This is a genomic window from Algoriphagus formosus, assembly GCF_002807035.1.
GTDB lineage: Bacteria > Bacteroidota > Bacteroidia > Cytophagales > Cyclobacteriaceae > Algoriphagus > Algoriphagus formosus.
Genome location: NZ_NIUC01000002.1, coordinates 2,087,042 through 2,112,439, shown reverse-complemented (window position 1 = coordinate 2,112,439; position 25,398 = coordinate 2,087,042). Strand labels below are relative to the sequence as shown.

General features: G+C 43.1%; 15 protein-coding genes and 1 rRNA gene. 6 read left to right on the top strand and 10 right to left on the bottom strand.

Going from position 1 to position 25,398, the window contains the following annotated elements; translation table 11 throughout:
- The 6 genes from CDH51_RS15430 to CDH51_RS15400 all read right to left on the bottom strand — a co-directional run.
- Positions 1-134, bottom strand: a 16S ribosomal RNA gene (locus tag CDH51_RS15430); the annotation flags it as partial.
- Between the two features lie 522 nt (positions 135-656).
- Entirely contained in the window at positions 657-1,256 is a 600-nt protein-coding gene (locus CDH51_RS15420; RefSeq protein WP_024283412.1) for a 3-keto-disaccharide hydrolase, read from the bottom strand.
- The gene (locus CDH51_RS15415) at positions 1,253-2,023 is read right to left on the bottom strand and encodes a 3-keto-disaccharide hydrolase (RefSeq protein WP_100629349.1); all 771 of its coding nucleotides are present in this window, start codon (positions 2,021-2,023) and stop codon (positions 1,253-1,255) included. Before CDH51_RS15415 ends, CDH51_RS15420 begins: the two co-directional genes overlap by 4 nt.
- 115 nt (positions 2,024-2,138) lie before the next feature.
- Positions 2,139-2,906 (bottom strand): ABC transporter substrate-binding protein, encoded by a 768-nt coding sequence (locus CDH51_RS15410; protein WP_100629348.1) that lies wholly within the window; start codon positions 2,904-2,906, stop codon positions 2,139-2,141.
- 51 nt (positions 2,907-2,957) lie between these two features.
- Complete coding sequence (locus tag CDH51_RS15405) at positions 2,958-4,025, bottom strand: M42 family metallopeptidase (protein WP_100629347.1); 1,068 nt, start codon at positions 4,023-4,025, stop codon at positions 2,958-2,960.
- Between the two features lie 17 nt (positions 4,026-4,042).
- The gene (locus CDH51_RS15400) at positions 4,043-5,626 is read right to left on the bottom strand and encodes an acyl-CoA carboxylase subunit beta (RefSeq protein WP_024283416.1); all 1,584 of its coding nucleotides are present in this window, start codon (positions 5,624-5,626) and stop codon (positions 4,043-4,045) included.
- Between the two features lie 181 nt (positions 5,627-5,807).
- Between CDH51_RS15400 and CDH51_RS15395 the strand changes: the two genes are divergently transcribed.
- Both CDH51_RS15395 and CDH51_RS15390 read left to right on the top strand, forming a co-directional pair.
- Entirely contained in the window at positions 5,808-6,752 is a 945-nt protein-coding gene (locus tag CDH51_RS15395) for a Ppx/GppA phosphatase family protein (RefSeq protein WP_100629346.1), read from the top strand.
- Positions 6,753-6,806: 54 nt separating this feature from the next.
- The gene (locus CDH51_RS15390; RefSeq protein WP_100629345.1) at positions 6,807-7,883 is read left to right on the top strand and encodes an Ldh family oxidoreductase; all 1,077 of its coding nucleotides are present in this window, start codon (positions 6,807-6,809) and stop codon (positions 7,881-7,883) included.
- On the opposite strand, the gene CDH51_RS15385 is transcribed toward CDH51_RS15390, so the two are convergent.
- From CDH51_RS15385 to CDH51_RS15370, 4 genes are all read right to left on the bottom strand, one after another.
- On the bottom strand, positions 7,880-8,764 hold the full coding sequence (locus CDH51_RS15385; RefSeq protein WP_100629344.1) for a phytanoyl-CoA dioxygenase family protein: 885 nt from the start codon (positions 8,762-8,764) through the stop codon (positions 7,880-7,882). The genes CDH51_RS15390 and CDH51_RS15385 overlap by 4 nt on opposite strands.
- Before the next feature lie 110 nt (positions 8,765-8,874).
- On the bottom strand, positions 8,875-10,053 hold the full coding sequence (locus tag CDH51_RS15380) for a 6-bladed beta-propeller (protein ID WP_100629343.1): 1,179 nt from the start codon (positions 10,051-10,053) through the stop codon (positions 8,875-8,877).
- Between the two features lie 195 nt (positions 10,054-10,248).
- Positions 10,249-11,478 carry a M48 family metallopeptidase gene (locus CDH51_RS15375; protein WP_100629342.1) on the bottom strand — a complete coding sequence of 410 codons (1,230 nt, stop codon included), beginning with the start codon at positions 11,476-11,478 and terminating at the stop codon, positions 10,249-10,251.
- Between the two features lie 9 nt (positions 11,479-11,487).
- Positions 11,488-12,534 carry a PorP/SprF family type IX secretion system membrane protein gene (locus CDH51_RS15370; protein ID WP_026946969.1) on the bottom strand — a complete coding sequence of 349 codons (1,047 nt, stop codon included), beginning with the start codon at positions 12,532-12,534 and terminating at the stop codon, positions 11,488-11,490.
- A gap of 83 nt (positions 12,535-12,617) precedes the next feature.
- Between CDH51_RS15370 and CDH51_RS15365 the strand changes: the two genes are divergently transcribed.
- The 4 genes from CDH51_RS15365 to CDH51_RS15350 all read left to right on the top strand — a co-directional run bounded on the left by CDH51_RS15365 (position 12,618) and on the right by CDH51_RS15350 (position 25,309).
- A complete protein-coding gene (locus CDH51_RS15365; RefSeq protein ID WP_100629341.1) occupies positions 12,618-18,125 on the top strand; it encodes a T9SS type B sorting domain-containing protein in 5,508 nt (1,835 codons plus the stop codon).
- Position 18,126: 1 nt separating this feature from the next.
- On the top strand, positions 18,127-18,879 hold the full coding sequence (gene yaaA / locus CDH51_RS15360; protein WP_100629340.1) for a peroxide stress protein YaaA: 753 nt from the start codon (positions 18,127-18,129) through the stop codon (positions 18,877-18,879).
- A gap of 143 nt (positions 18,880-19,022) precedes the next feature.
- Positions 19,023-22,457 (top strand): T9SS type B sorting domain-containing protein, encoded by a 3,435-nt coding sequence (locus tag CDH51_RS15355; RefSeq protein WP_100629339.1) that lies wholly within the window; start codon positions 19,023-19,025, stop codon positions 22,455-22,457.
- A 110-nt stretch (positions 22,458-22,567) separates the two neighbouring features.
- A complete protein-coding gene (locus CDH51_RS15350; protein ID WP_100629338.1) occupies positions 22,568-25,309 on the top strand; it encodes a hypothetical protein in 2,742 nt (913 codons plus the stop codon).
- The last annotated feature ends 89 nt before the right edge of the window (positions 25,310-25,398 follow it).

Genomic DNA, 25,398 nt, shown 5'->3' with positions numbered 1-25,398 from the left:
TAAGGTAGGTTGCATACGTGTTACGCACCCGTGCGCCGCTCTCAAAATACCCGAAAGTATCTCTACCGCTCGACTTGCATGTATTAGGCCTGCCGCTAGCGTTCATCCTGAGCCAGGATCAAACTCTCCATTGTATAGTAACCTAATGTACGACCCTTGCGGGCCGCCCTGTCTTTCTTGTTTTGGCTTTTTCTTGCTGTACAACATTTCAAAGAACTTCTCCGGCCTGCTTGCAGGACGGCTTGTCCAGATCTGCGGCCTCCCGCCGATCCGCTCAAAAAAGACGCTTCCCGTCCCGTTTTGGCTTGTTTTGGTGTTTTTCTTTCCGGCGCTTCTGCCGAGCTTCTGCCCCGCTTTCGCCGAACAGGACTGCAAAGGTAAGAACTTTTATTTTCCTGGCAATATCTGGTGAAAAATAATTTGAAAATCTTTTTTCCAGTATCCCCGATGTCCTCTCCCCGCTTTTCAATTCCCCCGGCGCCTTCTGCGCTTTCGGGAGGACAAATATCGCAGGATTTTATTTCTTAACAAATCACAACCGCAACCTTTTTTTACTTTGTCAAGTAAGTGGTTGATTTTGAATCAGAAACTCTTGAAAAAATTTTCCCCTCTCAAAAGCTAGTTTTAAGAGGGGAAATTTTGAATAGCTTTTATAATTATAACTTCTTCAAAACAATATTTCGCCAATAGACCTTTATACCTCCACCATCATGGATTTGGAGTAAAACACCTCCTTTTCCTTCGCCTATTTTGGGATCTGAGAAATTCACCATCTCTACACCATTCAAATAAGAGGTAACATTATCTCCTTTGACGACAATTCGCATTTTATTCCATTCGCCAAATTTTAAAGCCTCATCTTTTTCCGGTTCTGGCTGAATTAACCAGCCTCTTCCATAAGATTCATAAATCCCACCCGTATTACTTCCAGGAGGTGCAACCTCTACCTGCCAGCCTGAAACCTTGGTTCCATCTACCGTAGATCGGATAAAAACCCCACTATTTCCATTGGCTTCCTGCTTAAATTCTAATGTGATTTCAAAATCATCAAAATCTTCCTCGGTACCTAAATAGCCATACCCTTTATCAGGACCACTCTCCGAAACTAAGAGCCCATCTTCGACATACCACTTTTCTGTACCATAAATAACCCATCCATCTAGATTCTTTCCATTGAATAGTTTTTGCTTCTTCTGTGCAAAACTTGCGAATTGAATCGCTGCCAGAAGGATAGTAGTGATTAATAACTTCTTCATCGTGTTCTAATTTTAATATTCTTAAACCAAACAGGATCTCCGTGATCTTGTAGCGCAATCAATCCCTTCTTGGCAATTTTATAATCCGGAAAGTCATTCCACTTACCGGAATTCCTCTTGGCAGTCCAATCCTCAGAATATGGAACAAACTCCACCGTTTTCTTGCCATTCAACCAATAGGAAGCTCCCTCTTCTGTGAAGACGATGCGGGAAACATTCCATTCTCCAGCTGGCTTGACTACCCCTTCTCCTTCCAAATCAGGCTCATACATGGCATAATCAGCTGCCAATGACTGCCACTTCTCAAGGGGCTGGGCAAAACCAATCTGATCAATTACCTGATATTCCGGTCCAGTGTAATATGGAGCTTTATAATCCGGTCCCTCTACTACGTGATAAAACACCCCGCTATTTCCTCCGGGAGAAATTTTCCATGTAAACTCCATCTCAAACTCCTCAAACTCCATGGGACCAAAAACAATATCGCCTCCAATGTCACTTCCGCCCGTAGCTCCAAGTCCTTTCATAGCCCCGTCCTCGATAATCCAATTAGATGGAGTAGTGTCGCCATTGAAAGCTCTCCAGCCCTCCATGGACTCCCCATCAAATAAGAGCATCCATCCATCGGCACGCTCCTCGTCTGTTAAACTATTGTCAGGAATAACAACTTCTTCCTCGGTCACTACTTCTTCTTCTTTCTCCGAACTTGGTGCACATGACCAAGCCCCAACAAGAAAAAGTGCTCCTAGCAAATAACTTTTCTTCATAGTATGATTAATTATCTTTTTTGTTTCTACTCTAGAATTTGAACGGGAAAAGTTAATTGAATTTTTTAAAAAAGTCTCGCCATGAAATTTAATATTTTATAAGTGGCATTTCAGATTAACTTTCTCGAAGCGAGTCAAAATAAGATTGACTTTTCAGCAATCTCGATCCATACCAGGAAAACATCTCTCCGTCTACAATCCTCACTTTGGCTTTTAGTAATTCTTTTTCGAATTCTTGCACATGCTTTGATTTGAAGGGAAAAGGCTCCGAACTTAAAAACAAAAAGTCAGGATTGAGTCTTTTCAATTCTTCCATGCTGATTTCCGGGTACCGATCCTGATCAATGGCATTGATAAATCCAGCTTGCCCCAGCATCTCATGAATAAAAGTGCTTTTTCCCACTGCCATGATGGGACTGTTCCATATCAAATAAACCACCGTTCCAAGCTTTGGCAATTCCTCTGCGAAGGATTTTTCTAGTTTTTCCACCAATACTTTGGCTTGATTCACTTTCCTGGTAATCGCTCCAATAGCCGCAATCATCGCTAGTGCTTGACTTAAGTCACCTACATCACTCATCCAAACAGGATAATTTTCAGAAAGCTTCTCAATCCCCTCTTGATCATTTTCCTCCTTATTACCAATGATCAAATCAGGGTTCAATTCATCGATTACATCAAATCGGTAGTTCTTTGTCCCTCCTACAATGGTTTTCTCTTTTCGTAGGCTAGCTGGATGTACACAGAATTTGGTCACACCGACCAATTGATCCCTTAGCCCCAAATCCACCAAGAGTTCGGTTTGAGAGGGGACTAAGGACACAATTCGCTTGGGAGTTTTTGGAATTGAAACTTCCCTTCCCATTTGATCCTTGTACATCATTTTTTCACTTTTATGTTTGAGGTTCTGGGGAAAAGACTTTCAACTCTCCAATCAACTAATGTATCGGAAGTCAAATTTTGGATCAAAGTCCAAAAGAAACTCATACATCAATTGGATGACTTGCTCGATATCCTCCTTGCTTGCGGTCTCAACCGTCGTATGCATGTATTTAAGCGGGAGGGAAATCAAAGCCGACGGCACCCCCTCGTTGGAATAGGCAAATGCATCGGTATCCGTTCCAGTGACTCGTGAAGCTGCAGAACGCTGAAAAGGAATCTCTTTTTCTTTAGCAGTTTGAATAATGAGGTCCAAAAGCTTTTTGTGGACAGAAGCTCCATAGGTTAAAACAGGACCTTTACCTGCCACCTGGTCTCCACTGGTCACCTTATTATACATAGGCGAAGTAGTATCATGACAGACATCTGTGATAATGGCTGCATTGGGTTTGATTTTATGTGCAATCATTTGCGCGCCACGAAGTCCGATTTCTTCCTGGACAGCATTGACCACATACAATCCAAATGGCAGCTTTTTCCCTGACTCTTTTATTTTCCGAGCTACCTGAGCAATCATATAGCCTCCTATTCGGTTGTCCAATGCTCTGCCGGAATAATACTTTTCATTCAGCTCAATTAATTCATCCCGGAAAGTAATCACACATCCTACATTGATTCCCATTTTTTCCACTTCCTCTTTGCTACTGGCTCCCACATCGATGAAAATGTTATCCAAGGTAGGCGCATCCTCTTTCCCATCCTTCCGAACATGGATGGCTGGCCAACCGAAAACTCCCGGAATCATTCCTTTGTCCGTATGAATATTCACACGCATAGACGGTGCGATCATGTGATCAGAACCACCATTTCGACGCACATAGATGTAGCCATCGTCTTTGATATAGTTGACAAACCAACTGATCTCGTCTGCATGCGCTTCAATGACAAATTTGTACGGCGCATCCTCATTGATCACACCGACGGCCGTACCGTAATTATCCGTAAAGTAGGAATCCACATAGGGTTTGATATAATCTAGCCAAATTTGCTGGCCAGATGCTTCAAATCCTGTTGGAGATGCATTATTGAGGTATTTATAAAGAAAGCTTTGTTCTGGACTCATATTTTTTTGTCAATTATTTAAAGCGGAATATTTCCGTGTTTTTTTCTTGGCAGCTTGTCTACCTTATTTTCCAGCATTTTAAATGCCTTAATTAGTTTGATTCGGGTTTCAGATGGCATGATAACCTCATCAATAAAGCCTCTGTGGGCGGCGCGATACGGATTGGCAAACTTCGCAGTGTATTCGTCTACTTTCTCCTGAAGCTTAGCTTCCGGATCAGCAGATTCAGCGATTTCCTTTCTGAAAATAATCTCTGAAGCGCCTTTTGCTCCCATTACCGCGATCTCAGCTGTCGGCCAGGCAAAATTCAAGTCAGCACCGATATGCTTAGAGTTCATCACATCATAAGCACCACCGTAAGCCTTTCTCGTAATGACAGTGATTCTCGGAACAGTCGCCTCCGAAAAGGCATACAATAGCTTAGCCCCATTGGTAATGATCCCATTCCACTCTTGATCCGTACCCGGTAAAAAGCCCGGCACATCCACCAAAACAAGAAGCGGTACATTGAAGCTATCGCAGAACCTTACAAAACGTGCCGCTTTGATCGATGCCTGATTGTCCAAAACGCCTGCCATGGATTGAGGTTGATTCCCAACAATTCCAATGCTTCGACCGGCGATTCGCGCAAATCCGACTACGATATTGTCTGCATAGTTTTCATGAACCTCCAAGAAAGAATCCGAGTCTACAATGCCACTAACCACATCTCGAATATCATAAGGATGATTCGGGTTTTCAGGCACAATATCGTTAAGCTCCTTTCGAGTTTCGTCTGCCTTTTGCTCATAAGGATAGACTGGAGCGATTTCTTCGCAGTTTTGAGGAATGTAGCTCAGCAAAGACTTGATATGGCGGATACATTCCAATTCATTTTTACAAGAAAAGTGAGTCACACCGGACTTGGTACTATGGGCAGATGCTCCTCCGAGTTCCTCTGCCGTAACAGTCTCCTGAGTGACAGTCTTCACGACATTTGGTCCTGTGACAAACATGTATGAGGTATTCTCGACCATGAGAATAAAATCCGTGATTGCCGGTGAATAAACTGCCCCACCTGCGCATGGTCCCATAATCGCAGAAATCTGAGGGACTACTCCAGAAGCCAAGGTGTTTCGGTAAAAAATATCCGCATAGCCTCCCAGAGAATTTACCCCTTCCTGAATCCGAGCACCACCGGAGTCATTTAGCCCGATGACGGGAGCTCCGTTCTTCATGGCCATATCCATGATTTTACAGATTTTCTCTGCGTGAGTTTCTGAAAGCGAACCTCCAAAAACCGTAAAATCTTGGGAAAAGACATAAACTAATCGGCCATTGACCTCACCATATCCAGTGACGACGCCATCACCGAGATAGTGCTCCTTGTCCAAACCAAAATCCTTGGCTCGGTGCATGACAAAGCGATCAATCTCCTCAAAAGTCCCTTCATCCAAAAGTAATTCGATGCGTTCCCTCGCGGTGAGTTTACCTTTTTTATGTTGAGAGGCAATTCGCGCTTCACCTCCTCCAAGCATCGCTTCAGCATTCTTTTTTTGAAGCAATTCGATTTTTTCCTGATTTGATGGAGCGGTATAAATGGGTTTATTCTGTTTTTCCATAGGATTGGTTTTTGCAAAAGCCAAATATAGTAGGCTTTGGGTAGTAGGGAAAACTTAATGAGACCAAAGGTGAGCAGAACGGATAAAGCAACCGAAAAAAATTAATACAGAATTAAGAGAAGCTTAACTGATTGATTTTCCAATAACTTTCTATATTCGCCCATCCAAAAAAATTGGCAGTATGCGTACCCGGAAGGCAGCGGTGATAGACATGGGCACCAATACATTTCACTTGGTATTGGTAGAATTGATTCGAGATGGATTCAATGTCATCTACAAAGAAAAAGTACCGGTAAAACTCGGACAGGGAGGAATCAACCAAGATCAAATTGCTCCTGAGGCTCTCAAACGCGCATACCACACCCTCCAACATTTCAAAAACCTCATAGACGGAGAGCAAATCGATCGGATTTTTGCTTTTGCTACGAGCGCCGTACGAAATGCTAAAAACGGACAGGACTTTGTCCAGGAAGTAAAATCCCGAATCGGGATCGATATCAAAGTAATAAGCGGTGAGGAAGAAGCCTTGTTGATTTATGAAGGCATCAAGCTTTCGGGATCATTAAATGGGCAAACCGAACTCATGATGGATATCGGAGGCGGTTCAGTAGAATTTATCATTGGTACTTCTCAGGAGGTTTTTTGGAAAGGAAGCTTCGAAATCGGAGGACAGCGTCTCTTGGAACTTTTCCACCATCATGACCCTATTCTGACAGCTGAGATTCATCACTTGCACGGATACTTGGAAGAAAAGCTTCAATCACTCCTTCAGGCTATTCAAACCTACCAGCCTACGAGCTTGGTGGGCGCATCGGGTACTTTTGATACGCTGACAGACATCTACTACGAGTCCATGCTTCAGTGCAAGCTTACTGGTCAACATGCCTTCGAGCTTCCGGTCAGTGAATTTCATCGAATCTACCAACTCCTTCTCACCAAAAATCGGGAAGAACGCCTTCAAATCCCGGGAATGATCCCCATGCGGGTAGACATGATCGTGGTCGCTTCCTCATTGATTGATTTTATTCTCAAGCATATCGCAGTCGAAAGTATCACCTGCTCGCACTATGCGCTTAAAGAGGGAGCAATTGCTACCGTGCTCAAAACTGAAGTAGAAACCAATTGATTTTTTCTGCTGGCAAAATGATCTCGTATCTTTGCCTGAAACAAAGCTTAGATCATGCAAAACTTTTCCTACCAACAGCTTTTTGATTTCACCAAAAACATTCTTCTGAAAATCGGATGTAGCGAACTTCACGCCCAGCAAGGAGCGGAAGTCCTGCTTTCTGCAGATATGCGGGGAGTGGACAGCCATGGGGTGGCGCGGCTTTCTGGCTATGTCCGACTGTGGGAAAAGGGACGCATCAACAGCAATCCCAATATTCGGATCACACACGAAACTCCCTCCACCGCTGTAGTCGATGGAGATGGCGGTCTTGGGCTGGTGGTAGCACCCTATGCTATGAATGTGGCGATCGAAAAAGCGAGTAAAGCCGGAACCGGCTGGGTGAGTGTCAAAAATTCCAATCACTATGGAATAGCAGGCTACCATGCCATGATGGCTTTGGAGCATGATATGATAGGCATTTCTTTGACCAATGCCAGTCCGCTTGTTAGCCCTACTTTTTCGAAGGAAAGACTCCTAGGAACCAATCCGATATCAGTAGCCATCCCTGCAAAGGAAGAGCCTCCATTTGTGGCTGACATGGCGACTACCACCGCAGCCAATGGGAAATTGGAAATCCTGCAACGGAAAGGCAATCCAGCACCGATGGGATGGGTTCAGGACAAAGAAGGAAAACCTACCAACTCATCCAATGGAGTAAAGGATGGAGGAGCATTGTTGCCATTAGGTGGAGATCGGGAGCATGGCTCACACAAAGGCTATGCTTTGGGATCCATTGTAGATATTTTCTCCGCAGTGCTTTCCGGGGCAAATTATGGCCCATGGGTTCCACCTTTCGTAGCATTTTTGGAGCCAGACCCCAATCCTGTAGGAGAAGGAATTGGCCACTTCTTTGGAGCTATGCGAGTGGATGCTTTCCGACCAGCCGATGAATTCAAATCCCACATGGATAATTGGATCAAGCGATTCCGCTCTGCTGAAACCACGCCTGGGAATAATCGCGTACTCATCCCCGGTGACCCTGAGCGTGAATTGGAAGCAATCCGTGCAAAGGAAGGAATCCCCCTTCTTGATCCTGTCGTGGAAGATTTGACGAGTTTGGGAGAAAAGTTTGGGATTCGACTACTTTAAGACTCAAGATCATTTGGATCAAAAATCAAAGGAAAAAACTTCCCTTCCATTTTCTCTCCTTTTCGGATCACGGGAACTCCTTCTAGCAAGGGTTCGTCGGTATTCGAAATCGTCCCATCTGCAAAGACATTCAATACAAAGGCTTTCCGGGACCTATCAGAGTAATTGGCAAAACTCCCATGCACCAAAAGTGGATGATGAAAAGCTGCATATCCAGCTTTCAGGGGAATGGCCACTGGCTTGAAGTCGGCTTTTTGGGCTTCGGTCATCATTTGCATCAAGCCATCCATTTCTCCTGCCAGTGCAGGTTTTTCTAAAAGTCCCCATCGATGCGAGCCAGGTACATACTGGAGACAACCGTTTTCTTCTGTGGCATCATCCAAGCCACACCAGCAGGTCAAGTGCTGCATCTCGATTGTCCGGGTCCAGTAGCTGTAATCCTGATGCCAGGCGACATTCCCACCATGATGGGCAGGTTTGCAAAAAAGCTGATCATGCCAAAAGCGAACAGCTCTATCGCCCAATAATTGGGAAGCGACCATGCGAAAAGCTGGGTTCCAGATCACATCGTGAAAAGCCTCAGCGATTCGCCAATGCCCCAAGGAGTGGAAAAGAACCTTATTCGGATCCCCGGATTCATTGCTGTGGAATTCATGAAACAGATGATGAAGCGGATGCTTGGGATCCATGACCTCATCGAGCGCTTTTTTTAGGGTTTCGATTTGCTTTTCATCCAAAAGCTTGATCCCAGCCAAATAGCCATTTTCGTGAAAAAATCCTATTTGCTCCGCACTGAGACGGTATTGATCCCAATCCGACGCAGATTTGGGTTGAGGAAAAAGGTCACTTATCGGATGGTGGAAATCGGCTAGATCTTGCATAGAACATTGAATTTATTCCTCAAAAGATAAAAAAGTACCGATTACAAACCAATGTGATCGGTATTTGGCTTTTATTAGAAATAACTGAAAATTTTAAAAAGCTCTAAAGTTTAATCAAAATGCCAAGCAAAATCCTTTTTCAACTCATAAACAAAGATGGTTGGATTATCATCATCCTTTACAGAAAGTGAATCAAAAATTGAAGCATAAGCGGATTGACTATAATCCACACTCTGAAGAAGTCTTGTCATAATAGGAGCTTCCAACACTGTAACCAACTTTCCTTTCTCGTTATTGTAGGCTCCCCAAACTGCATTTACATCGATTAAGATGGAAAGATCGTTTTTTAGATTTGAAATAAACTTCATTTGGTAATTTTCAAGATCTAAAAAGCCCAATGCTCCTCTACCGGAATTACTCAAATCAATTAAAAATTTGGATCCAAAATAAATATGATTTTCGTTGAGTTTCAACAGGCCATTTTCTCTTGCGTACTGGACTACCTCCGGAATTGACCTGCCTACTTTAGCATAATCCACCTCATAGGAATCTGGTAAGTCGATTTCAATTACCCTGATTACCTTTTCATCTTTGACTTCAAGGATCATGTTAGTCATTATTTCTTGGTAGTAAAAATGTCCAACTTCTTCCCCTTGGTAAAATGAATTAGTCGCTATTCCGGACACAAATGGCAGTTGCTCATAAAATTCTGAAGCCCTTATTTCTCCGGAAATTTGCAACTTAAAATCTGTAAAAATGATATTAGAAGCTACCTGTGAATCCGGTTTAGTGGAAAAGGCGAAGCCCTTTTTCGTGACGATCATATCATTTACTTGACCTAAATGACCGATATCAAAATCCTCCAATAAAACCCCATCCAAATCATAGTGCAATAGCCGCTTTGTCCTATCACTAACTACATAAAAGCTTTCTTTATCAAGACTCAGTGTTGGTGCATAAGGCCAAACAAACTTCCCCGGCTCTCCTGAGCCGGATTCAATTGAAGTAATCAATTGACCCTCTTGCGAATAAATAAATATTTTTTTGGTTCGCTTACTATCTAAAACAATTATTCTGTCTGGAGCCCAGATAATTTCATCGACAGATCCAACTATTTCTCGATTATCTAAGGGAATGACTTTTACAGTATCGATAATAGAAGACATCTTCAATGTCTCTGCTTCATCGTCAACTTCTACGGTATAAAAACCAATATCATCTTTCTCAGATTGCTTAGCACAGGCAAAAAATAAAAAAGAACTGATTATTAAAAATAGAATATTTCTCATGTTTAAAATTAAATAAGCCCAAGAAAGCCAGATAAATACATTATCTTTTTTCTCATAACATTTTGATTTTAAAGTGAAACATATCCGAAGCTAGTAAAAAATAACCGATAGTTTAAATTTTTTATGCAAAAAGTAGAACTTTGAACTTAAATCCAAAACCTCTTGATTTTATCTAGTGAGGGATAAGATGAAAACCTATTCGAGTTTTTCCAATCGTTCTAGTAATGGCGGGTGTGAGTAATTCACAAACACATACCAAGGGTGTGGATTGATATTGCTGAGTGTTTTGACCGATAAGGTTTTAAGCGCCTCAGCCAACGGCTTTCCTGCAAAAGTATCCTTTGCAAAAGCATCTGCTTCAAATTCATGCTTTCTGCTCAGCCAGTTCATACACATCCCAATAATCATAGAAATCGGAGAAAACAGCATCGTAAAGCCAATAATATTCAATTGGGCGGACCAAGCTTCTCCTCCCAAGGCAAAACTCATAGTTTCACTGAAGATAAATTGCGAAAGCAAAAATAGAAGCAAACCAATCTGAAGCACCGAGCTAATCATCCCCAAAACAATGTGCTTTTTTTTATAATGTCCGACTTCATGCGCCAATACTGCCACTAATTCATCGGGCGGATGTTGCTCCAAGAGCGTATCGTAGAGCACTACTTTCTTTCGTTTTCCAAACCCTGAGAAAAAAGCATTTGCTTTCGCAGAGCGTTTGCTCCCATCCATGACCAGGATGTTGTCTAAAGGAAAACCGACCGACCTAGCGTAGTGAATAATTCGATGTTTGAGCTCACCATCTTCTAGAGGGGTGAGTTTATTGAAAAGCGGCAGAATCCATGCTGTATAGAAAAGATTGACTACCACCATAAACACCGCTGCGATGATCCAGAATATCCACCAAAAGTGAGGCCCCATCTGATGAATCAGCCAAAGAAAAACCAGCAAAAGCCCTCCACCGACTAAAATACTCAGCAAATAACCTTTCAATTTATCTGTGAAGAAGGTTTGGACAGTAGTTTTGTTGAACCCGAACTTCTCTTCGATCACAAAAGTCCCATAATAATCAAAAGGAAGACTGATGACATCCGACCCAATAAAAATTAGGGCGAAAAACAGAACAGACTGGATCAAGGGATTGGGCACGAAGGAGCCAATCCACATATCAATGGCTCCAAACCAGCCATTCCAGATAAAAAGAAAAGTCAAGATGAAGGAAAACAAGCCAGAAAAAAGCCCGAATCGAAAATACTCTCGCTGATATGCTTTTGACTCTTCTAATTTCTTACCATCAAGATATTCGGTCAAAGTGGGTGGCACCTGTGGAACAGGCTGCTTCACATTCAGATAGCTTAGCAGCTTTTCCACCAAGACACCAAAAATCAGCACCCCCAGTAAGAGGTATTTCAAAGACTCCGGACTCATGCAATTCGATTAAAACTTGGGACAAGGCAAGATGGTATCCCGTCGGGAAGGCTTGCCTTGATAACTGTTTGGTAGGGTCCAAGAGACGCTTAACTCATGCGCGCCTCCTGATTGAATTCCCAATTGGGAAACCGTGTAGTCAAAGCTATAACCAATGTTCAGACCACTCAGCAAATTCACACCAACCATCATGACAACTGCATCGCGGTTGCTTTGGTTATTCACCGGCTTGTATGGCAGTCCTCTATACCACAATCCAAATACGATTGGCTCTACATAAAAATATGCTCCTACGTCCAATTGCTCAAAAGGCCCTTGTCGCTTGTAGTTGAATGTTGGGGTCAGATAGCGCTGCTTCCGCATGTGGGTAAAATCTCCACGCATACTTCCCTCACCGAGTGAAATTCGATATCCACCGTGCAAGGAGAATTTGGCAGGAAGCGGACTTACACCGTCGATAAATGATTGATTGGGCTGATTCACGTGGTGCGCAGCGAGACCAAGCCAGAAGTTTTCTGTAAAAAACAATCCTCCTACACCTAGGGAAAGCATATTTACCGGATCTCCCAAACCAGGAATATCATTTCCCGGAAGCAAAGGCCCGAAAGGGTCGTTTGGATTGATTTCATTGGCAAAAACCAAATTTTCAAAAAACCCTATCTGTCTTCGAATGTAGGTTGCCTGAAAACCAGGTCTGAAATAGGAATTCTCACCCAGCTTCAATTCATAAGATACTAACCCTGAAATAGAGGTCGATCGCAATTTGGCTGCTCCTTCGGTATCCTGCATGACATGAACACCGACACCCACATTTTGATTGGGGAGATAGGTGTCATAGAAAGCCGAGAAAGTGGTAAACTGCGCATCAATGCTTGGCCATTGGTTTCGATAGTTAAAACCCACCCGCCCTGTCAGCTCACCCCCAGCCATCGCAGGGTTGAGATAAAGGGGTGCGGCATAGTATTGGCTATACTGTGGATCTTGTGCCAAAGCACTTGTCCAAGCCAAAAGCCCTAAAAAACCAAAAAAAACACGTAGCAAAGAAGACCGTAACAAGGATTTGTTCGTTTATTTGAATATTCAGTCCGCTACTAAAACGTTTCTTGCTGTCGCTTGTTTTAGATAGCAGTTGGAAAAATATGAAAAGCAAACCGCATTCCATACATATCGCGCTTTTTTTAACCTTGATAACCTGTCTTGGGCTTGTTCAGTCAAGCTCTGCGCAGGGATTCAACGACAATGAATGGATTTTTGGGTATTGTGGTCCAAATTCAGAAAATAGCTATTTATCCTTCGGCAAAGGAACAAGCCCAAGCGTTCAGACTTTACCGGGATCGGTAATTGTTGATCGCTTTAGCAATGCACTTGCCATTGACCCCATCACTGGTCAACCGCTTTTTTATTCTAATGGCACTCTTGTGTACAATAATAACGGAGATGTGATGCAGGGAATAGTGGGGTTAAATGGGCCAATTGATGTGAGGCAACAAGTTGCAACCGGGTTCTTAAGTTACGAACCTGAAGGTGATAAGCTTTTTTATCTGTTTTATGTTTCTCCTGCCGGACAGTTGCTTTACAGCTTAATTGACATGAACGACAATGGAGCAGCAATTGGAAATGAACGACCTTTAGGAGCAGTAATTGAACAAAATCAATTAATCGGCAATGCTCAAGGAGCTATTTTGGTTGTCAAAACGCCCGCTTCCCCATCCTTCCTGATCAGCTTCGATGGAGGAAATCTAGTGGCTCGAAGGCTAGAGAATACTGCTGGAGATTTCACCCAAACCGATACGGAAGCCATACCCTTTACTCCAAAAGCCATTGTTTTTGATGCGGGTCGCGAGCAATTAATTCTGATTCCTGAAAATCCCGGAGAGGATATTTTGGTTTTGAACTTCAATACAGGAAGTGGGAATTTTGGGACTCCTGAACCCATATCTGAAAGCGGAGGAACAGATCCTATCGAAGGCGCGACTTTTTCACCCGATGGAGAATTTATTTATTTCTCCCGAGGTAGTCAGCTTTTCCGAGTGCCTACTTCAGATCTTTCAGCTAGCCCAGAGGAAATTCCATTAGATCCACAACCAAGCTCTGTTTATGATTTGAAAGTTGGGCCCGATGGAGAACTGTACTTTCTCTATGAAGAATCCGATGGAGGCCCACAATTTATGGGAAAGATTGAAAATCCGGATGAGGCAGATTTGACGGCATTGACTGTAGAAATAGATCCCTTCGCAGGAACCGATTTCTGCGGTACAATTTTCCCGGTTTTTGGGCCTAACGCAGACATCAGTCCGACGGTGGATTTTACCTGGACACCGGATGAACCCTGCGCGAATAATCCTGTCCAACTAACCAGTGAAATATTTCCCGAAAACTACCAACCCATTTCTTTCAATTGGGAGTTTGATCCGCCATTGACCGATTCGACAGGCAATGCACTGCCAGGTGAGTACACCGAGGAGCATTTTCTGATTCCAGCGGATGCTACTCAGGAGCAATCCATCACGGTAACTTTGACGGTGACTTTTGCGGATGGACAGACCATTCCGGTCACAAAAAGCATCACACTCACCGAAAATAATCTGGAGGCGAACTTCACTCCATCAGATACCACCATTTGCGAAGGCCAATGTGTAGATATCGGTGCGTTACTTGAGGCTCAGAGTACAGAAGGCCAACAAGGCGGTGAAGCACCTCCTGGCGGAGGGGGTGACAATTATGAATACTTCTGGTCCAACTTTAAGGATGAAGGCTGGACCTCAAGACAAGAAAATGAAGTCTGCCTACCCGGCACTTATTGGGTGCTGGTGCGCGAGCCAGGCTCCAGCTGCTATGCTTATGCTGAAATCGATGTAAAAGTCTGGGATCTTCAGGATCAAAGTAATGGAATCTGGTATTTTGGAGATGGTGCGGGTCTGAATTTTAATCCCGACCCCGATGACCCCAATGCACCGACACCAAGGCCCATCGAATCTCCACATCCTCGAAGCATACCTGCTGGTACTACCACTATTACGGACTCTAGTGGTGAAGTGCTTTTCTACACAGACGGGGAATCGGTTTGGGATCTGAACGGGGATTTGATGGAAAATGGAAATGATATTGGTGGAGACAATACTTCCTCTCAATCTGTTATTGCCGTAGCAGTTCCACAAGAACCCACACTCTATTATCTTTTTACTACCCAAGCGAGTGCAAATGGAAGCAACGAAGTCAAATTCTCTTTGGTTGATATCAAAGCCGAAAACCCCTCCGGTGTTGGCAATGTAGTCACCAAAGATAATTTCCTATTCAGTCCCTCTACGGAGCAATCTGCCGCACTTGTAAATGGAGATACTACTTGGGTACTTTTCCATGAATTGGGCAACAATACATTCCGGGCATACCCAGTTTCTTCCGAAGGTATTGGCCAGCCAGTCTTCAGTTCGGTGGGGAGCAACCATGGTTTCAATTCTGGTGTGGGAGCTATGAAATTCAGCCCGGATGGAGACAAAGTCGCAGTAACCATTTCTGAAGGTGGCTGTAATCGATTAGAAATATTTGATTTTGATGCCGATACTGGAGAGCTGACAGAATACGCCTTACTTGATTTGGGATGCGACGGAGAAGTATATGGCCTGGAGTTTTCAGATAGCGGGGAAAAAGTCTTTGTCTCCTATCGAAATGGAGGACCGGGTGTGGAGGAATTCACCATCAAACCGGTAGAAAATGATAATCCAGATGCGCCTACTTGTCCGACTTGCTTTGGAAATGCGACTACTCGACCACAGGTGGAGTCTTGCGTACTTTCCACCAGAAATCAAGTTTCTGGAACTTCCGGATTAGATTTAGGAGCCTTGCAAATTGGGCCTGATGGAAATGTCTACCTAGCTGTTGTAGGCTCCAATCAAATCGGTCAAATATTAGTTGGAGCAGGATGTAATTCGACAAGTTCATTCAATCAAAGTTCGGTAGGACCGATGCCTGGTACTACCAATCTTGGACTTCCTTCTTTTGCGCAACTAGGAGGCAGTTCTATCCCTGAGCCAGCCCTTGCAGGTCCGGCCCGATTATGCTTGGATCCTGATGAGGGAGCTACAGCTACGCTTGAAGGAGGCGGAGAGCCAGATATTGATTCCTATTTCTGGACCATTACCCGAGATGATGGCACGGTGATTTTGGATAATTTTGGAGGACCGGGTGATCAATTTCAAACACTCGATCAAGTATTTACGGAGCCGGGACTTTATACTGTCAATTTGAATGTCACTCGTTGCGCCACGCCGGATTATTATGATGCCAGCCTGGAGATTCAAGTAGATGCTCCTCCGACTCTGACACTTGAAGCCGATGCTACACTTTGCTCTGGCAATCCGGTGACTTTAACGGCTATCGATGGCTATGATCCTGCAGATGGCACTTATGACTTCCTTTGGACAAATGCAGCTGGTCAAGTTTTCGGAGATGAAAATTCAAATAGTATTACAGTTGATGAGGAAAGTATTTACACCGTAGAAGTCTCATTCCGAGTACCGGATGGATTGTCAACAGAAGAGGCGGCACTTTTTGAAACTTGTCCAGCTACAGCCGAAGTATTTGTAGGACCGGCATTCGAGTTTGACATCAATCAGGATGCTCAAGAAGTCTGTTATGAAGATGTCGTGGTCACTTTTGCACCTGACACCCCAGTCACTGGCGAATGGTATTATGAACGGGATCAAAATGGCACTCCTGTATTAATCGGCGAGTTTTTTGAATTGGCCTTAGACGTAAGTACGCTACCTGGCGCTGGAAATTATGAAATTATTTTCATCACTCAGGATCCGATACTGGATGGCTGTACTGTTGAAAAGCGTGTTGATTTAATCGTCAATGAGCTTCCGCTCTTTGCTGCAGTCCAAACCAACCCGGCTACTGACTGTGCCACCGCTGATGGAGGATTTGAAATCAGCATGCAGGCCAATGCAGTAAGTGTCTTGATTCAAGAGACTGGAGAAACATTTACAAATGTGCTTTCAGGAAATGTATTTCCAATTCCAAATCTCCTTCCCGGGATTTATACGATCGAAGCAGAAAATCAATTTGGCTGTATTTACATCGCTACGGTGACTGTTGAGAATAGTAATCCTCCTGTTGGCTATGAATTTACTGTCACCTCCTCAGATGAAACTTGCGGACCTGATGGAGTAGAAGACGGCACAATCAGCATCAACTTTACCAATGGAGCACCTGCAGGCAGAACATACGTTATCACCAGGCAAGGTGATGGCTTGGAGTTTACCGGCACCATCGATCAAGCGACAATCAACGTCGCTGTACCTAATGGTGAGTATGCGGTGGAAGTTCTAGACCCCACCAATTGTAGCATTCCGGATGATCAATTGTATCCTGTCGCAGAGCGATTTGCGGTAGAGTTTTCAGTGCCCACTAATTTTACCGCTTGTGAGGAATTTACCTTCGCACCTGAGCCATCAGGGAATTTAAATTTCACCCTTTTTGAGCCATCAGGAGCTACTACCCTTCCAGATGCAGATGGGAATTTCACCATCACTCAAACTGGAACATATACCATTCGAGGCGAAGATCCTACAGGGACTGACTGCCCTAGAGAAATCCAAATTGAGGCAACTATCAACTCCCCAATTGACTTCGGGGTCAGTGCACCGATCATCGATTGTCAGTCTGGGGTTTTCTATGAAGCCATCTTAAATAATGCTTCCCCTGCCGATGTGATTTTTCTTTGGAAAGACGATTTGGGAACTATCGTAGGAAGACAACAGCGATTTACTCCACCAAGTGCTGGCGATTATTTCTTAGAGGTACAGCCTATTTCGGGATCCCAATGCCCACCCAATCAAGTGGCATTTACGGCGATTGTTTTGGAAGAAGATGTGGATGTGGAACTCGATGTAACTCCTTTCTGTGGTGACCTAGAAACCACCAATTTGGTAGTACTCGCTGATTTGACCACTGTGGCAAATATCGAGTGGTATCGAGTACAGGGAGGAACGCGCACACGAATTCCTGAATTTGACGATGCTCCAGTAGTAGAAGTGAGTCAGGAAGGCACTTATGAAGTATTACTAAGAAGTGCTGCAGGCTGTGATATCGGAAGAGCTAGCGGAATAGTGGTTAGATCTACGATTATTCCACCGATAGTTCCATCTGGCTTCACGATTTGTGCGGCAGAAGGGGTTACGACTAGTATTGACCCGGGAGATTATGACAATTACTCATGGAATTTGAACGGAGAAGAAGTATCCACAGAGGCTATCTTCACTCCAACCCTACCGGGAATTTACGAATTACGTGTTTCGGATAATTTAGGCTGTGAATATGTAGAAACCTTTGAAGTATTGGAGGATTGTGCTCTCAAGGTGAGTTTCCCAACAGGCGTAGTATTGAATGACCCCAATCGAAATTTCGTTGTCTATGCCAATGAATTTATTGATGAGGCAGAGGTATTTGTCTTTAATCGATGGGGAGAATTGATTTTCTATTGTGATCATGAAAATCTAGAGCCTGCTCAAGCCTTCTGCCCTTGGGACGGAACAGCCAACGGAGAATTGGTGCCAAACGGAACATATGCAGTCGTAGTTAAGTTTACTAGTAGAGATCAAAACAAAACAGAACAAATTACACGAGCCATTACGATTATTCAATAATATGATTATCCTAATTTCACCCGCAAAAACTCTAGATTACAGCACTCCCCATTTCGAAAAATATTCAAAACCGGATTTTACTTCAGATATCAAATCACTTGTAGGAGTGATGAAGAAAAAGTCTGCCAAAGAAATCGCAGACTTGATGTCTGTCAGCGAAAATTTGGCAAACCTGAATGAGGAGCGATACAAGACTTTTCAAAAAGAATTTACTCAAGACAACTCCAAACAAGCACTTCTGGCTTTCAAAGGAGATGTTTACACCAAAATCGATGTAGATAATTATACCGAGGATGAATTCAATTTTGCTCAGGACCATCTTCGAATCCTTTCCGGTTTGTATGGTTTATTGAAGCCGCTAGACCTTATTCAGCCCTATCGATTGGAAATGGGAACGCGTCTAGAAACAAAAAAAGGCAACAATCTATATGAATATTGGGGAAGCAAAATTGCCAAAGCTATTAATGCTGTTGCTGAAGGTAGTCCGATTGTAAACCTTGCCTCCCAAGAATACTTTAAAGCGGTAGATCTTAAAGCCTTAAAATCGCCTGTAATCAACATTCACTTCAAAGAACATCGTGATGGTAAGTATAAAGTCATTGGACTTTTTGCAAAGCAAGCAAGAGGAATGATGACAGACTTTACCATAAAAAATAAGTTCACCGATCCAGAAAAATTAAAAACCTTCAATCTGGAAGGCTATGAATTTTCCGAACCACTAAGTTCGGATCAGGATTGGGTATTTGTGAGATAATATCCTGAGCCCGGGTTAATTAATTTAACCCGGGTTTTTTTTTGGCCCAAATACATTTTTGTATCTTTAAGATCTGATTTTCAACGCTTTTTAATTTAATCCCCTTGAGGTCTTCAGTTCCGGTTTTATGGATTACCTTTTTTATGCTCTTCCTTCAAATGGACTGGAGTAATATTTCCCCTATTGAAAAAAAATCACAAGAGCCTACCTACAAAACCATCAATGAAACCTTAATTTTTGGTCCTGATCGGATTTGCAACTATTTCGGTACCGTGATTGGATCTTTCTCCGGAGGTGGAGTTCCCGAAACTGATGTTTATAGCTGGCAGATAACATCTCCTTCAGGAGAAGTTGAGTTCGATCGCACAGGAGGCTTTCAGACCATTTCCTTTACTTTTTCAGATGTCGGAATTTACCAAGTACAATTAGAAATTCTCCGAGGAGGATTATCTATAGGTTCCGAACTCAAAGAGGTTGAATTGGTTCCCAGTCCGGATATTCTACTTGAAGAAAATAATTTTCTCTGCGCAGGAGAAAGCCTAGATTTAGTTGCCCTGGACCCTGAAAGCCCAGATTTTGAGGAATATCAATTTGAGTGGCTAGATGAGGACAATAATGTGATTGGTGATCAAAATACGATCAGTGTATCAACTCCTGGTTTTTTCTCTGTCCGGTTTTTTCTTTTAGATTCTGAAGGAAACCTAGAGTGCGAGACTACCATTTCCACTGAGATTTTAGATACCGGGGCTTTCAGTATTTTATCTGATAAATCGGAAATATGCCCAACAGAATTGATCTCCTTTTCGTCAGACCCACCTATTTCAGGCGATTGGTTTTTTGAAAAAATAGGGGATCCGGGAAAGGTTTTTTTCACTTCGGGTGAGGAAATTACTATCAATCCCAATTCAGCATTAAATGGTGATGGAGACTACTTGGTATATTTTGAACTCACCGATCCCAACAATCCCAGTTGTAAAATCGAAACCTTCCGGCCTTTTACTTTTAACCCAGAACCTCAAATTGAATTCGTCAGTGCAGAAAGTGCCGACGGGTGTTCGGGAACAGATGGTAAACTGTTTATCCGAGCACTCACTCCCATCGACCTACTCACCGTGGAAGGCTTAGGATTTTCAGAAATGTCTATTCCTGCAGGTAAGACCATTGAAATCCCAAACTTAAAGTCCGGGGCTTATTCCATTTTTGGACAGTTAGGAAACTGTTTTAATACGCTAACTGCAATTGTTCCTTTAAATAATCCGCCAGATCAACTAGAATTTGAAATCATTGATGAAATTGGAGAAACCTGTACAGAGGAAGGAAAACTTGAGGGTAGTTTTACTGTAAAACTGGAAAACACAGGCACAAATGGTGGATACCGGCTCTTTAATGAACGTGGAGCAATTATAATTGAAAGCTCCCTCCCAGGAACTGATGAATTTACTCTCACCGTTCCCGGAGGCAATTACTTTTTTGAGCTTTTTGACGAATCCCTATGTAATCTTCCTCAATCCGAAAAGATTGAAATAGAAAGCCTCAACTTAGTTTCCTACACATCCCCGACTTTTTTGTCCATTTGTGATGAATATGAACTCACCCCACAAACTTCCCAAAATCTGGAATTCGCACTTACGTATCCAGATGGCTCCGAAGAAATTCAGCAAAGCGGTGAAAGTTTTACCATTTTGGATGAAGGAACCTACACGCTAGTTGGAAGAATTCCGGGCCAATCTGTCATCTGTCCGGTTACACGAGAAATTCAAGTAGAAAAAGTCGAACCAGTTACTTTTGAGCCGGTTTTGATCAGTGAAGATTGTTTTGGCAACCGAACTTTTGAAGCGAATATTTTTGGAAGAGATCCCGCTACGGTAGACTTCTTTTGGTTTGATGAAAATGAAGATTTGGTAGGTACGGGACAATTCCTAAACCCAGTTTCCAATGGCACATACAGACTTGATGTGCAGCCTTCTAATAGTACCGCATGCTCCAATGACCCTATTCCTTTTGAGGTAAGGGAGCCAGTATTGAGCGTTGACATATCCCTCACTACAACCAAACTCTGTGAATTTGGTCCTGAAGCTATTGTCAATTTGGAAACTACTTTTCCGGATGAGGTAACTGACATCCGTTGGAGACGATTTAATGAGGCTGGAGAAATCGTCGAATTACCCCAATTCAATGACCTCAACGAAATACAAACAAGAGTAGGTGGAACCTATGAAGTGGCTGTTTTCCGCTTCATACCCGGCATCAGTGTGGAGGAATGCGAACTTGGACGAGCCACAGTACAGCTTGATCTAACGCCTGATAAAGTGGCTTTTGACATCCCTTCCGAATTGACAATTTGTGAAAGATTTGAATTGACACCAGACACCAATCAAGAGCTCGACTTTTTTATTACCTCCCCTTCAGGTTCGATAAGTGAGATTTCGACCGGAGAATCAATAGTCCTAGATCAAACAGGGGTTTATACCTTTTTGGCTTTTGACCAAAATAGTCCAACTCCATTCTGCCCTGAACAAAAGGAAATCTTGGTCAGCCGAGTACAGCCGGTCGTCTATGAGCCAGTTTTGGTAGAAGAGTTTTGTGATGGCAGCAGTTTGTACTCAGCCGAATTACAGAACTATTCCTCAGAGGATGTGGTCTTCTTTTGGAGGGATAATACCGGAAATCTCCTAGGACAAGCCCAAACCTTAACAATCACAAACCCTGGTTCATACTCTTTGGAAGTCCAGCCTGCAGGGTCTACTCCTTGTGAAATTTCGCCCATCGCATTTGAGGTTGCTGAGCCAGTTTTATCAGTAGATGTTTCGTTGACGAGTGAGCCTTTCTGCCCCGATGCAAGTAGTGCACTAGTTACCGTTCAGAGCGATTTTGAGCAAATCACTACCATAGAATGGTGGTTTACCGATCCTGATGGGAATCAGAGACAACTGAACGACCTTACTAATGAACGGGAAATTTCCGCCAGCTTGGAAGGAAGCTATGAAGCCCGGGTATTCAACGACATACCCTGTCTCTTGGGAAGAGAGGAAATATTAATCTTAAGGAGTCAAGACGAGGTAAGGCCAGATGTGGACTCCGTTTACCAAATATGTCCAAGCTTGGAAATAGCTCCTGAAATAAATCCGGGAAATTTCGCTTCCTACGAATGGTATTTTGAGGATCAATTAGTCTCCACATCCCCAACTTTCAAACCACTTCAGATAGGAAATTTTGATTTGATCGTAACTAGTCTTGAAGGATGCACTTATTCGGCGAGCTTCGAAACAGAAGAAGAGTGTGAACTTCGAGTACAATTTCCCACGGCAATCACCCCTCAGGACAATCAAAAACCATTTTTGATCTACACGAATTATTTGGTGGATGAATTGGAACTATGGATTTTCAATCAGTGGGGAGAATTAATTTTTCATTGTAAAAATGACCAATTGATCACCGAGGAGTCAACCTGTCTTTGGGACGGAACTTACAGAGGAGAAAAAATACCGAATGGTGCTTATAGTATTCGAATCAATCTGGTGAATTATGAAAAAAATATCAATAAAACTCAATTAGGCTCATTGATGGTAATCGACTGAATATCATCAAAAAAATGAAAGACTTAGCGCATTTTTTGAATTGGAAAGTAATCTATACTTAGATCCGGCAAAAGGCCCTAATTTTGCCCCTCACCCTAAAAAGATTATCCGTGCAAGCCAAGGCTCAATTTCCTCTTTGGAAGATTGGGAACCGAATACTTGGAACGATCATTTTGTTTTTGGCCTTTTCTCCTTTTGGCCAAAATAAAAACCTCGATCCAAATTCTCCCTTACCCTATTCTGAATTTGCTGACCCTCAACTGATTGGTCCTGAGACACTATGCATTGTATTTGGAGGGGTGATAGGCACTTTCAGCGCTGGTGGAGATCCTGGAGATGTGTATACTTGGATAGCTACTGATCCAAGTGGGAATGAAATTTTTAATCGCACGGGAGGTGGAGCAGCTTTTGAGACGGTAAAAATCGCTTTCAATCAAACCGGAACCCATCGAGTATCCCTTCGGGTTCGGCGTGCCACACAAATTATTTATGAGGAAAGTCAGGCTGTGGTTGTTCAGAAAGGACCTGAATTGGCATTGCTCCCCGACTATCTCATTTGTGGAAATAATCCAGTCGAGCTTACCGCTATTGATCCTGAAACACCTAATCTAAGTGAGTTCACTTTTATTTGGAGGGATTTGGGAGATAATATCATTGGCAATCAAAACACCATTTTAGTAAGCCAGGAGGGGTTTTATAAAGTAGAGCTTTTCCAAGTTTCAAGCACAGGCGCAGCTGAATGTTTGATTAATGGTTCAACATATGTGGGGCCTTCATTGGATTTCGAGCTCCAACTTGGCAAGAGTTCACTTTGTCAAGGAGAGTCCCAGACACTATCTACAGACACCCCTCTTCCTGGTGATTGGTTTTTGATCAAGCCTGGAGGTTCTAATCCTGAAGCCTTGGGCTCTGCCTTTGAGGTTTCATTGCCGTCAAGCGAAATAGAGGAACCCGGCATTTATACGGCAATTTTCTCAGCAATTGATGAGCGATACCCTGATTGTAGATCAGAGCGAAGAATAAGTTTCGAAGTAAGGGAAGCCCCGGAGCTGGAAGCAACTGTGCTAGAAAAACCTGATAATTGTGTCGAACCAAACGGATCATTTGAAATTACAGCTCTTAGTGACCTTGATTCGATTCGGGTGGTAGAAAGAGACTATCTCAATGTAGGTCTTTCCTCAGGGTCTTCCTTTATTTTGAGCAATCTTGATCCTCAAATCTACACCATACTTGCCTACAGCAATGGTTGCAAGTTTAGTACACTTCTAAACCTCGAAACCAAAGAGCCTCCTATTATAGATGGAAATACACCTACTATTCAGGAGCCAAGCTATCAAGTCGAGCCCGAGAGTTGCGGAGAGAGAGGAGTTATCCCTGGCAAACTTAGACTCGAATTTGCCCAAGGTGAAGTAAATGGGGACTTTAGAATTATGGCACTTGGTACTGGTGAAGTTGCCGCAGGAGAAATTCAAGATCAATCCAGCCTAGAGCTCGATCTATCCAGCGGAACCTATCTAGTGGAGCTAAAGGTAGACGGCTGTACCTATCCAGTCGAGCAAATCACTATTGATCGTCAGCCTCAGGTATCCTTCAGTAATCCTGGTACAATTGCTATTTGCGAGGAATTTGAATTTTCGCCGGAAACCTCGGAGGATTTGATTTTTACACTTCAGGATCCGGAGGGTAATATTTTTACAGCAGGCTCAGGGGAATCATTTCTACTAAACAAATCCGGGACTTATACCCTCTTAGGCGAGTCAAATCAAAATAATGGAAACTGTCCAAGAGAGGTGACTTTCGAGGCAAGCCTTAATCAAAAAATCAATTTTGACTTGGAGCTTTTCGAGGAGGATTGTTTTGGAAATCAGGTATATAGAGCTACAGTCGAAGATCTGGATATTGCTCAGACCTCTATCCGTTGGCTCAATGAGGATGGAGAAATCGTGGGTCGAGGCGAATTGTTCTATCCAACTGCGGTAGGTAATTACACCTTATCTGTCCAACCACTAGCAAGTGGATTTTGTGAAATCGAACCAATCCCATTTAGTGTAGAACCCCCTGTACTTTCAGTTCCAGTAGAATTGGAGGCCACCAAAATTTGTCCTGACCCGGCCACAGCGGTGATTACTCTATCAACCGATGAGGATGAGGTCGACCGGATTGAATGGATTTTCTTCGACTTAAATGACAATCGTGAGGATTTGCCTCAGTACAGTGGTCTTTACGAATTGACAGTGGATCGAGCGGGAAGCTATGAGGCTGTTGTATTTAATGATATTGGCTGCGAAATAGGAAGAAACTTCATTGAAGTAAGCGTATCCACTTTAATCTCCGGACCTGAGCTGGAAGACACTTATGCTATCTGTTCAAAGGAAAATACACTTCCTGGTATCAACCCCGGTTCTTTCGAAGAATATGCCTGGTATTTTGAAGGTGATCTAGTTTCCACAGCTCCAATCTACAAGCCTACTCAAGTGGGAACTTATCAACTTGAAGTTGTGACTATTGATGGTTGCCTATTTGTCGGGGAATTCAGAACCTTTGATGCCTGCAACTTCAGTGTGATCATGCCCAATGCTATGGTTCTTGGTGATTCAAATCGGGATTTCAGAGTACTAGTAAGTGAAGGCGTTACGGAAGCAGAGCTTTTCATTTACAATAGAATTGGAGAGCTCATCTACCATGAAGAGTCGAAAGAAATCCCTGTAGAATCCCCATTTTTCAATTGGTCTGGGACAACTATACGAGGAGAAAAAGTTTCTATCGGAACCCTTACTGTAGTCTTATTCCTTCGAAATCCCATTTACGGGTTTGAAGAAAAGCTAATAGGCTCCCTACTTGTGATTGAATAGGAAGGATTTTTTTTATTATCGGAAAAGTTCGAGTCCGATATTTTTCCTATTTTGATGGCCTGCAATCGAATGCATTATCAACCTTAATC

Excerpts from the sequence above, each read along its gene's own strand:
- CDH51_RS15420 (WP_024283412.1), bottom strand. The coding sequence starts at position 1,256 with ATGAAGAAGTTATTAATCACTACTATCCTTCTGGCAGCGATTCAATTC.
- CDH51_RS15415 (WP_100629349.1), bottom strand. The coding sequence starts at position 2,023 with ATGAAGAAAAGTTATTTGCTAGGAGCACTTTTTCTTGTTGGGGCTTGG.
- CDH51_RS15410 (WP_100629348.1), bottom strand. The coding sequence starts at position 2,906 with ATGATGTACAAGGATCAAATGGGAAGGGAAGTTTCAATTCCAAAAACT.
- CDH51_RS15405 (WP_100629347.1), bottom strand. The coding sequence starts at position 4,025 with ATGAGTCCAGAACAAAGCTTTCTTTATAAATACCTCAATAATGCATCT.
- CDH51_RS15400 (WP_024283416.1), bottom strand. The coding sequence starts at position 5,626 with ATGGAAAAACAGAATAAACCCATTTATACCGCTCCATCAAATCAGGAA.
- CDH51_RS15395 (WP_100629346.1), top strand. The coding sequence starts at position 5,808 with ATGCGTACCCGGAAGGCAGCGGTGATAGACATGGGCACCAATACATTT.
- CDH51_RS15390 (WP_100629345.1), top strand. The coding sequence starts at position 6,807 with ATGCAAAACTTTTCCTACCAACAGCTTTTTGATTTCACCAAAAACATT.
- CDH51_RS15385 (WP_100629344.1), bottom strand. The coding sequence starts at position 8,764 with ATGCAAGATCTAGCCGATTTCCACCATCCGATAAGTGACCTTTTTCCT.
- CDH51_RS15380 (WP_100629343.1), bottom strand. The coding sequence starts at position 10,053 with ATGAGAAATATTCTATTTTTAATAATCAGTTCTTTTTTATTTTTTGCC.
- CDH51_RS15375 (WP_100629342.1), bottom strand. The coding sequence starts at position 11,478 with ATGAGTCCGGAGTCTTTGAAATACCTCTTACTGGGGGTGCTGATTTTT.
- CDH51_RS15365 (WP_100629341.1), top strand. The coding sequence starts at position 12,618 with ATGAAAAGCAAACCGCATTCCATACATATCGCGCTTTTTTTAACCTTG.
- yaaA (WP_100629340.1), top strand. The coding sequence starts at position 18,127 with ATGATTATCCTAATTTCACCCGCAAAAACTCTAGATTACAGCACTCCC.
- CDH51_RS15355 (WP_100629339.1), top strand. The coding sequence starts at position 19,023 with ATGCTCTTCCTTCAAATGGACTGGAGTAATATTTCCCCTATTGAAAAA.